Source organism: Catonella morbi ATCC 51271 (genome assembly GCF_000160035.2).
Classification (GTDB): domain Bacteria; phylum Bacillota; class Clostridia; order Lachnospirales; family Lachnospiraceae; genus Catonella; species Catonella morbi.
This window is the reverse complement of the sequence record NZ_KI535366.1, coordinates 65798-77150: the sequence shown is the minus strand read 5'-3', so window position 1 is coordinate 77150 and position 11353 is coordinate 65798. Positions and strand designations below refer to the sequence as shown.

The 11353-nt window shown below is 36.3% G+C and carries 9 protein-coding genes; all 9 read right to left on the bottom strand.

Going from position 1 to position 11353, the window contains the following annotated elements; genetic code table 11:
- Nucleotides 1-108 precede the first annotated feature (108 nt).
- Nucleotides 109-1239 carry a right-handed parallel beta-helix repeat-containing protein gene (locus GCWU000282_RS00370; protein WP_023352981.1) on the bottom strand — a complete coding sequence of 377 codons (1131 nt, stop codon included), beginning with the start codon at nt 1237-1239 and terminating at the stop codon, nt 109-111.
- Nucleotides 1240-1323: 84 nt separating this feature from the next.
- Nucleotides 1324-2277 carry a hypothetical protein gene (locus tag GCWU000282_RS15650; protein ID WP_023352980.1) on the bottom strand — a complete coding sequence of 318 codons (954 nt, stop codon included), beginning with the start codon at nt 2275-2277 and terminating at the stop codon, nt 1324-1326.
- Nucleotides 2278-2527: 250 nt separating this feature from the next.
- Nucleotides 2528-4291: a CDP-glycerol glycerophosphotransferase family protein gene (locus GCWU000282_RS15645; protein ID WP_023352979.1), complete on the bottom strand. Its 1764-nt coding sequence runs from the start codon at nt 4289-4291 to the stop codon at nt 2528-2530.
- Nucleotides 4292-4336: 45 nt separating this feature from the next.
- Complete coding sequence (locus GCWU000282_RS00355) at nt 4337-5365, bottom strand: ribitol-5-phosphate dehydrogenase (protein ID WP_023352978.1); 1029 nt, start codon at nt 5363-5365, stop codon at nt 4337-4339.
- Between the two features lie 3 nt (nt 5366-5368).
- A complete protein-coding gene (locus GCWU000282_RS00350; RefSeq protein ID WP_023352977.1) occupies nt 5369-6079 on the bottom strand; it encodes an IspD/TarI family cytidylyltransferase in 711 nt (236 codons plus the stop codon).
- A gap of 9 nt (nt 6080-6088) precedes the next feature.
- Nucleotides 6089-7855, bottom strand: coding sequence for a CDP-glycerol glycerophosphotransferase family protein (locus GCWU000282_RS16135; protein WP_084295311.1), 1767 nt, complete (start codon nt 7853-7855; stop codon nt 6089-6091).
- A gap of 56 nt (nt 7856-7911) precedes the next feature.
- Complete coding sequence (locus GCWU000282_RS00340) at nt 7912-8502, bottom strand: XTP/dITP diphosphatase (RefSeq protein ID WP_023352975.1); 591 nt, start codon at nt 8500-8502, stop codon at nt 7912-7914.
- A 371-nt stretch (nt 8503-8873) separates the two neighbouring features.
- Nucleotides 8874-10022 (bottom strand): THUMP domain-containing class I SAM-dependent RNA methyltransferase, encoded by a 1149-nt coding sequence (locus GCWU000282_RS00335; RefSeq protein ID WP_035039236.1) that lies wholly within the window; start codon nt 10020-10022, stop codon nt 8874-8876.
- Between the two features lie 18 nt (nt 10023-10040).
- A complete protein-coding gene (locus GCWU000282_RS00330) occupies nt 10041-11291 on the bottom strand; it encodes a S1C family serine protease (RefSeq protein ID WP_023352973.1) in 1251 nt (416 codons plus the stop codon).
- Nucleotides 11292-11353: the final 62 nt, after the last annotated feature.

The following is an 11353-nucleotide window of genomic DNA, read 5'->3' as shown; positions in this document are numbered from 1 at the left end:
TCTATGCCCAAATTGTTAGAATTGTAGCACATATACCCAATATATTCAAGTAGAAATAGAAAAAAATATTTAATAATTGTTATAAATAATTCTTATATCGGGTTCAAATTATTTATCTTTATAGGTCTTAACAGTATTAGATTTAATAACTACTTTTTTTATACTCTGCTCCTTTGCATGAATTGCAAATTCTTTTCCGGCCTTACAAAAAAGCTTATTTTTCTCAATTACAGCCTTTCCGAATTTAATTCCTGAATGAGAATAAACCATAACCGCCTGTCTGCCGCCATGTATGGTATTGCCCCTTATCTTAAATACAGCCTTTTTAAGAGCCTTATTATTTGAAAATGTGCTTATATGAAGCCCTACTGTATAAGCATCAGACCTTCCTTTTCTGAGACTTTCGATTTTATTGTTTTTAACCGTAGCTGATTTAGTATTAAAAAGTACAACCCCTTCACCCTTAAGACCGGTTATTTTGTTTCCGATAAGTATGATATTTTCATGAATTGAATTTATTGCATCTCCGTCATTCTTTGTATGATTTGCCACAACACCCCTATTACCTACTATCTTGCAGTTCTTGACGGTAATATTCTTGCAACCTGCCTTATTATAAAGTTCAGCCGCTAAATCTGTTCTAAAAGGTATATCTCGTAAAAACGGTGCTGTTACGGAAGATGCAATGTCAAGCTGAACCGCCTCTTCCGTCATGGAATCCGAACTTCCAAGACCTGCTATGTCGCAGTTATCTATAACCACATCTTTACAGGCCACAAGCTCTATACTATGCCCCGACAGATTAGCCGCCCTTATCTTCATATTTGTAAGTTTAATATTACTTGCATGTGTGAACTTAAAGGAAGATGCATAATATCCGTCAGCTTCAGACTTCCAGTTACCGCCGTTTATACTAATGTTAACTGCTGACTTATAACCGGTCTTTTCCGGAATATTGAAAGCAATGGGCTTTTCACAGATTATGGTTGCACCTTCAGCTTCTATACTCATATTACTCCCTAAAACAAGGGAATCATACAGTCTATAGGTTCCGCCTTTTTTCAGGGTAACTCTTCCTGTCTTATTTAATTCCTGTTGAATATTGTAGGCATCGGTACTTCCGTTAGCTTCTACAACTCCTGCCCTTACAGTTTCAACCCTCCCAAGGCATAAGACTGCTGCAAGTGTAAGTCCGCCTCTTACCAGAGTTTGCTTTATATCCATACCTGCAATTCCCATTATATCCTCCAAAAATTTACTCCCGCGAGCAACAGGCTATACAGCGAGTGCCGCGGGATATTTACCTAGAAATTATATTTTATATTAAAATCCGTATCCATCATCCTGTCTGACTTCTTTAAGTTTATAAGCCATAACAGATAACTTATCGCCTCTAAATATTCCTACCATAGCAGGAATAGCTCCAATCAGGGTAAATGCCAAAAGCTTAACAAATTCAACAATAGAATTTGACTCTGTAAATATAGCTTTAGCAATAAGTGGAATAAGCCCCTCAAGATATGCCATAGCTTCGCTGTCCTGTCTTATTATATACACACAGGCATCTAAGATTGCCGCAACATAAGTCATGGCAAACATTATTATTACTGATATTAATGCACCTTTTTTTGAAAGCTTTCCACCTAAAATCGCATAGCCTTTAACTGTACATACACCCATTATAAGTCCCGCAAAAACTGAAACATAACCAAGCTGACCTATTAATACTATTGCAATTACACCTATAAAACTTCCGAGAAGTGCACCAACAATACCTGTAACTACATTTTCACCTTTTTCACTTTTACTGTAGCTTCTGTTTTTAATTGTGAGCTCAGCTTTACCGTATTCTTCATCACAAAGAAGCTTTACCTCACCGCCGACCATACAGAATACAAGGTTGTCATTTCTTCCGCTGACCTCACAGCAGTTCTTCCATCCTGCATTTTTTAATAATGCAGGCAGAGCAGAAATGGCTGCCTCTATGTTCTCAAGAAAGGCTTTATCTGTAAAAGGTTTCTTTATTGTAAAGCTCACATTATACTGTTTAACTGTTGCTCTTGCAATAGAACTTTCGCCGGATGCTATTTCATTCATACTCTGCTTGTCAGGCAAACTACCGTTAGTGACAGAAACAACTATATCATAATTTTTTCCATCAATGCTCTGAACCAGCCTCATAGCCAAGCCTGAAACTGTTCCGTACCAAGAGCCTGAAGTCTCATCATATTCCATTCCCTTTGTCTGCAATAACTCTGTTATCTTACCCTTGTTCATTCCTATAACTCCTTTTCTTTATTATGTCTGATACATTATATACTATTTGAAACAATATTTAAACCCAAAATTTATCCCATATTATTCACGAAACATCTTGCGAAATATCGTAATCAAGCCGCAGGTCCCCCATTACGATATTTTGCAGATGTTTGGTAATATTACCCCAAAGTCGCAGACCGAAAACAGTTCATCCTACTGTAATACACGGAATATGAGGTCTGTGACCTATGGCGTGAATAATTGGGATTTATCCCATAAGTTTTTCTATAAACTGACATACTCTCCTGCCTGAATTTCCATCAAAGTCGTCGAAAAATTCTTTTTTAAAGTTTTCTGTTTTTTCTGATTCAAAGTCATTATCCGCAAGTGCGGTAATAATTTCATCCATATTGTAAACTACTTTACCCGGAACAAAGCTTAAATACTCATAGTAAAAACCTCGAGAAGAAATATATTCCTGTAAATCAAATGCATAAAACAACATAGGTATATTTAACAGGCAGGCTTCAAATATTACAGACGAATAATCGGTTATCAGCACATCAGTAACAAATAGCAGGTTGTTAAGTTCTTCATTTCCGGATAAATTTATTATTTTATCCTTATATTTTTCAGGTATGGTAAGCTTATTATTTACATGAGGATGATGCTTTATTATGATTCTGTACTCATCACCGAATTTTTCAAATATTTTTTCATAATCAAAGCGATAGTGCGGATAATTCCCCTCATTTTTGCTTGAACCCCTAAATGTCGGAGCAAAAAGAATAACTTTTTTATCCTTAAGCATTGGATAAGAGGCATAAATCTTTTCTCTGGTTTTAAGTTTATAATTATCATCAAAAAATATATCAGTTCTTGGCACACCTGTAGATATTATGTTGTTTATATTCATTCCAAAAGCTTCTGCATAATATTTTGCCACCTTTTCAGAACTTACGGTACAATAATCATAGGTTCTGTGTGAACGGCTTTCCTGAGGCCAGCACCCTTCTTTGCTAAGCCTACTGAAGCCAAAAGTCTTAAAAGCACCGCAGGCATGCCAAACCTGAATTAAATAATTATCTTTACGTTTTTTTATCTCATACACAGAACGAATATAATCATCAATCAGGATTACTTTTGAGGTTGCAAGATAATAACCGTATTTAAAACAGGAAACAAGACTTTCTCCGGTATCCAATACAGTTTTTATCTCTATATTCTCATTTTTAATAAGCTCTTTATAAATATTTTCATAATTTCCGCTTATCTTGTTTCTGCGGTTCGATATAAATGTAACCCTGTTGCTTTTAAGCTTTGAAAACTTGAAAAGATAAAAGCCAAACTTAGTCATCAGATTCTTAAATGTACTAAGTCCGATTTTTTTATCAAGTATAAGTTCTGCCCTCCATCTCATATGCTCTATGATACCCATTATCCCCCCATACTTCTTCGGAGAGTTGGTAGAAATGATGGCTAAGGCTTCAAACAGGGCTTCTGCAAAGAAAAAAGGCATAAGTATAACAGCCAATGCAAACAGAAATATACCCCAAGCAAATGAAATTATCCCACTTAAACCTTGGATAATTACCTTTACGACCTTATTTTTATCATTAGCTATTCTTATTAAACTTATACCTAAATTATCTTTATTAATAAATACTGAATATTTTTTTGAACCGGTTATATTAATACCTTTTGCAGGATTTAAAATTAAATCAGAGAAAATTTGCCTGCCATAAGAAAATTCTATTTTAACTTCAAGCTTATCAGGATTTTTATAATCAATAAATAAATCTTCAAGCGAGTAAAAATACTCAGCTAAAATAAAAAACCGCTTTAGATTTATTTCCGGCTGATATGAGCTTATGGGAATGGGAAGTCTTCTGTATTTATCACCTGATGTAAATATTATGGTAACGATAGGATTTCTAACTTTAGGATTATACTCTCCCGTAACTTTAATACCTATATTTAAAGTAGTTTCCGTTACATTTAATTTCAGTATTTTTATCTCAAAACGTTCCAAAAACTACATCCTCCCATTCCTATAAGCCATGATTATATCTAAGCCTTATTTATTCCATTCCATTATGGTTTTACCGCCCGGTTTCTGTATGTCAAGTTCAAAGGCTCTGTTCATGTCAGCTATATCTTTTACCGGTACAATGTTGTTTATTATGTTACTTAAATAGTTTACCATCCAAGGGTTTTCTTTAAGCATATCAACTGTCATATTAAAGTCAGTCAAGCCGCTTCTGCTACTTCCAAAGAGTCTTAATCCCTTTTCAAGTACCATTCTTGTATTAATCGGTACAGGATATTCGGATACTCCGAGCAATGATATACTTCCCTCAGGATTAATAAAATCTATAATATTCTCTATTGCCTGTCCGCTTGCTGCATTTCCCACACATTCAAAGGCATGGTCAAAACTGACACCTTTAATTTCTCCGGCAACATTATAGGTATTGTCAGCAAAGGAAAAACTTGCAAGCTTATCCTCATTCACACCGAATATAGAAAGCTTCGACCCGGGAAGCATTGATTTCAGAAAAATTCCTGTAATAAAACCAAGATTGCCGTCACCGAAGATAGCAATATTATCTCTTCTGCCAAGCGCTATGCTCTTAAACCTAAGAATTGCATGTACACTTACACTCATAAGTTCTATAAAAGATGCCACATGATTATCAATCCCCTCAGGGAGCTTAACCACCCTGTCAGCATCAAGAGCAACCAAATCCTGCATAAAACCGTCAAATCCGCTTGCCCGAAACTTAGAGCTTCTGAGGTAATTCTCGGCAATGTACTCGTCTGTTTCCACAGGTGTATTAGGTATCATAACTACCCTGTCTCCCACCTTTACATTATCTGCGCATGACTGTACAACCACTCCTATCGACTCATGTATAAGTGCCATAGGAAGTTTTTTTGCAAGTATATCTGCCGGACGAAGCCCCTGATAATATCTCTGGTCTGCGTGACAAATAGATAAAAACTGCGGTCTGACTATAACCTGATTTTCCTTAAACAGCTCTATATCCGAAAATGCAACTTCAAATCTTCTTGGAGCAACCAATCTGTATACAGTATTTAACATATTTTACTCCCTATCTGTATTAATCAAAGTTTCTGCCACTGTCAAGTCATAAGGATAGGTTATTTTGATATTAAATACCTCACCTCTTACAAGATGTACAGGCTCACCCTTTAAAAGACAAATCTTAGCCGCATCTGTAAGTATGGCCTTTTCTTCATCAGTAAGTGATAAATAAAGCTCTTTAAGACGCTTAGCCTTAAAGCTCTGCGGTGTCTGTCCCTGATATACCTTTGACCTGTCCGGAATACTGCTTATCTTCTCACCATCCATACTTTCCACAATTGTGTCGGTTGCCGGAATAACAGTATCACAAGCTCCTACATTAACAGCGGCTTCAATATTATCCATTATTATTCTATGGGTAACAAACGGTCTTACCGCATCATGTGTAACTATTACAGTATCATCATCAAGAGTGAAATTATCCTCAATATATTTGATAGAATTCATAATGGTAGAATTCCTGTCAGCTCCGCCGGCTAAGACCTCAACCTTTTCCACTCCCTTAAGATGTTTTTTAATTATATCCCTTGTATAGTTTATCCAGCTTTCAGGCACAAGCACAATAACCTTTTCAAACTGCTCATTTACCACAAATTTTTCAATAGTATGTAAAATGATTGGTTTTCCACCCACATTAAGATACTGCTTTGGTTTCTCTGCATTTCCCATTCTGCTTCCTATACCGCCTGCACAAATAACTGCAAATACCATAATAACCTCCTATTTATCAAGTAAACTGACTATTAAATTAGCTACCCTCTGTCCCGCTTTACCGTCTAACTCATCAAAGAACTTGTGTTTGAAAGCATCTATCTTTTCGCTTTCAAAGTCCTTATTCTCTATGGCTTCAATAAGAGAATCCATATTGTAGACTATTTTACCCGGTACAAAGGAGTCATATTCATAATAAAATCCTCTTGTTGCAATATAATTCTGCAAATCAAAAGAATAGAAAATCATCGGAATATCAAGGAGACTTGCCTCAAATACTACTGAGGAATAGTCGGTAATCAATACATCCGTAATAAATAAAAGCTCATTTAACTCCTCATTTTCGGACATATCAATAATCTTTCCTTCATACTCAGCAGGAATTTCCACCCTGTTATTTACAAAAGGATGATGCTTTATTATAATAACATATTCTCCGTTAAAATGCTCATACAATTTTATAAAATCAAAACGATTTTCGGGATAGAAGCCTGACTTTTTACCATTTCCCCTGAAAGTAGGCGCAAATAATACTATCTTTTTATCTTTTAAATCAGGATATTTACCGTAAAATTCTTCTCTTGCCTTTTCCTTATATGCTTCACTGAAGAAAATATCGGTTCTCGGAACTCCGGTAGGTATAACCTTCTCAATAGACAAACCGAATCCCTCTGCATAATATTTACAAATCTCAGAGGAACTGACTGTACAAAAATCATAATTTCTGTGGTCACTGTTCTTCTGCTTCGGTCCTCCCGGTCTTCCAAGTCTGCTAAATCCGAAGGTTTTAAACGCTCCGCAGGCATGCCATACCTGTATAAGATAATTGTCTTCTCTTCTCGGAATCTTATAAATCAGTCCAATATAATCATCTACAAGCAAAACCTTAGCCGTAGCCATATAGTAACCATACTTAAAGCAGGTAAAATAACCTTCATTAATATCAAAAACAGTTCTGACATCCAGTTCTTTATTATCTATTAATTTATCATAAATATACTCATAATTTCCGCTGATATTATCTCTTCTGTTTGAAATAAATACTATTCTGTTTTTCTTTACCTTAAACAGCCTAAACAGGTAAAATCCCAACTTAGCCAAGCTTAATTTCAAGTAACCGAAACTCAGATTTTTTCTTATAATACCGCTTATTCTCCACTTTATATGGAATAAAATTTTCATTATACCAAGCTTATTGTTTCTTGGCGCAGGCTTAACACAGTATATAAAGTTTAATAAGGCTTCAACCGTAAAAATCGGAAATAAAATTATTGATATAAGAATAAGGATAAGACTCCATAAGAAGCTTATTCCGCCCTGCAAAACCCTGAGCACAACATTTTTAATACTTGTATCCTGCTCGGATGCCAAAGGAGTAATAACAATATCCTTATACTTTTTACCAAAGCCCACTTTATAAAATTCTGAGCCGTAAATAAGCAAATCACTGGATTCCGTCATTACAGGCTTTATAAATAAATTGTCACCGTAAGATATCTCCAAACTCATTCTCATCTTCTCAGAACCATAGTCTTTAATAAAAATCTGATTTAAGATATAAGAATACCCTGCAAAAAAGTCAAAAGTTTTTAAGTCTTCACTCGGATAGTAAGCCTGAATCGGCATGGGAATTCTGCGGTTTTCTTTTCCATTATCAAAGATAACCGTAACCATAGGCCTCCTCACCCTTGAATCATAATCTCCTCTCACTCTTATTCCTATTTTAAGATTTGAATTCTCTACATATAATTCAAATACTTTAACACTTATGTCCACTAATTTTTCCTCTTTCCTAACAATTAGAATATATTTATCATAAAGCACAAATCATTTTATAAGCTTGCAATCAGCTCCTTCATAGCACTTAAAGCCTTTCCTCTATGGCTTATTTTATTCTTTTCTTCAGCGGAAATCTCTGCAGAAGTCTTGCCGTACTCCGGCAGAAAAAAGATGGGATCATAGCCGAAACCGTTTTCCCCCTTTATCTCATAGCCTATTCTGCCTTCCATAACCCCCTTCTTAACAAATTCTCTGCCATCAGGGAGCACAAGTGAAATCACACAGACAAACCTGGCACTTCTTTCTTCACCTTTCGCCTCTTTAAGCTTATCTATAATATAGTTATTTTTATAGTCATAATCTGTATCCCTGCCCAGATACCTGGCAGAATATATACCCGGCTCTCCGTTTAAGTAATCTACTTCAAGGCCGGAATCATCAGCTAAAGCCGGTAAGCCGGTAAGCTTTGATACAGCTCTTGCCTTAATCAGCGAATTTTCTTCAAAAGTAGCACCATTTTCTTCTATATCCGCAGTAATGTTCATTTCCTTCATGGAAACCACTTCTACATCAAAATCAGAAAGTATTTCTTTAATCTCTTTTATCTTCCCGGCATTTGTTGTTGCAAAAACTATTTTATCCATTATTCCTCTTTTTCCTTAATGGCCTGTACAACCGCGTAATATACAGCTTCCGCACAAGCATTCATCTTGTCACTGTTCTGAATAATTTTCAAATCCATACACGGTCTTACATATAGATAAGGTCATTCAAAGTTTAGTTTTCTAAAACATACCACCCGAAAAAACAGAAGAAAATAACAAGGCCACTGTCATAAATGAGACACCGACACCTGTTATTTTCCTTAATTCAGCTGTTCTTTCTTTCGAGTTCATTTACAAGTTACCCCAAAATATTAATGTCCGGTATATAATCTTTAATATAACCAGCATTTCTATTATACAGTAATAACTTTATTTTTCAAGACTTAACACGAAAGAGTGTCAGCCCTGAGTTAAAATTTCTGTCTTGGCGGCTTTGCACCCTGATAAGAATAAAAATATGTTTTCATCATTCCGTTATATATTTTTCTGTTCTTATCAGGCTTTCTGCCAAAATACTTTGGCGCATCTTCAAAGCCTGTAATTATATAATATGACCATTCGTCAAGTCTTGCAAATGCCTCGCCCATCTCCTTATAAAGCTGCGGCATTGCCGCCTTTTCCGCAAGTCTTTCACCATAAGGAGGATTGGTAATAATAAATCCATACTTTTTAGCACTGCTTATATCACGCATATCTCTCTGTTGAAAATGTATACTTCCTTCAAGCCCTGCCAAAGCCAAATTCCCTCTTGCCGCATCAAGTGCTGAAGGATCTAAATCATAGCCTTGAATAGACAGTTTTGAATCTCTGTCAACCAAGTCCATAGCTTCCTTTTTTGCATTAGTAAACAGACTTTTAGGAAGGATATTATCCCAGCTCATAGCCTGAAAATCTCTGCTCATTCCCGGTGCTATATTCAGTACTATCATTGCTGCCTCAATAGGAATAGTACCGCTTCCGCAAAACGGATCTATGAGAATCCTGTCCTTTTTCCATGGAGTAAGGCTTATAAGGGCGGCTGCAAGGGTTTCCGTAATCGGAGCCTTTACGGTAAGTTTTCTGTATCCCCTCTTATGCAGTGAATCTCCCGAAGTATCAAGTCCGACTGTTACTTCATCCTTAAGTATAGTAATTCTTATAGGGTATTCACTTCCATCCTCAGGAAATCTTAAAATATTATATTTGCCTGACAATCTGTCAACTATTGCCTTCTTTACTATACTCTGAATATCTGACGGCGAAAACAGCTTGCTTTTAATAGAAGAAGCTTTTTTAACCCAAAATTTGCCATCCTTAGGTATGAAGTTCTCCCAAGGCAGAGCCTTAGTCTTTTCAAATAATTCGTCAAAGGTTACTGCCCTAAAGCTGCCTATCTTAAGCATAACCCTCTCCGTTGTTCTTAAGAATACATTACATCTGGCTATAGCAGCCGAATCTCCCTTAAAAGATACTCTGCCGTCAACAACCTCGGTTATTTCATAGCCAAGATCTGTAATTTCTCTTTTTAATACCGACTCAAGCCCAAAATGGCAGGGTGCAAATAATTCAAATTCGTTTATCAAGTAAACCTCCAAAATCTAATTTTTAACTTCAGGTTTTTCCGCAAGAGTTACCGTAACCTCATGTTTCACATATTCTCCGTTTTCATATCTGTAAAAAGTAACCTTAACCTTGTCTCCCTTACGCTTACCTAAAATTATAGAGTTAATGGCATCGGATTTCAAGGTCTCATTATCATTTAATCCTATTATTATATCACCCTTTAAGAGTCCTGCCTTCTCTGCTCCGCCGTTCTTGGCTACATCCGAAATATACAGTCCGTATGGTAGGTTGAAGGCTTCATGTGTAGAATCATCAATTTCTCTGTAAAAAATTCCCAAATATCCTCTTTCGGTATCTGTGAGATGCTTAGAAGATTTTAGTTCATTTATAAGAGGTTTTACAGTCGCCATCGGTATGGCATACCCCATTCCTTCTATCGCTCTGCTTGAAAATTTTACCGAATTAATACCTACTACTTCACCGTTAAGATTAAGAAGAGCACCTCCCGAATTTCCCGGATTAATCGCAGCATCGGTCTGGATAAGCTTCATGGTTATATCATTTACCGTAACTATCCTATCCCTTGCACTTACATAGCCTACAGTAAGTGACTGACCGTATCCGAGTGCATTTCCGATAGCCATAACCATCTGACCTACCTTGAGCCCGTCTGAGTCACCTATCTTTGCAACTTTTATTTTATTGATAACTTTTTTATCCAGTTCCGAGAGTTTTACCTCTACAAGTGCCAAATCCGTATAGGCGGCAGTTCCTCTTACCTCTCCCTTTGCGGTAGTTCCGTCTTCAAAGGCAACCATAAGGTGTTTTGCACCCTCTATAACGTGGTTATTGGTAATTATAAACAAGCTTTTATCATCATTGTCTACAATTATCCCGGAGCCCATATCTTTAGTTTTTCTAATCTGCGTTCCAAACCAGCTGTTTATACTTTCTTCACCTTCAGAAGTAATTGCCACAAGTGATGGCATAACTGCCTCAACCACATCCGATAAATCGGCGGTTCTTTCACCTGCTAATTTAGAACCGGTCTGCGTATGTGGGAGTTTAACTGTTTCCTTTTTTTCAGGCACCTTATCTGCCTCATCTTCTTTGCCGGAAACCTCACCCTTACCGTTTTCAACTGAATTCTCTATAGCCACAGGCTGATTTTTTATTGCATTAAGACCTGTCATACCAAAACCTATCATTCCTGCAATTATCATACAGAAAATAAGTATAAGCACCAAAAATGCCTTATTTACACCGCTATTTTGTCTTTCTTCCATCTTCCTTAGCCCTTTCTTTTTCTAAAAAATACTTGAATAATTCAGTCTTTCTCCTTTTCCTG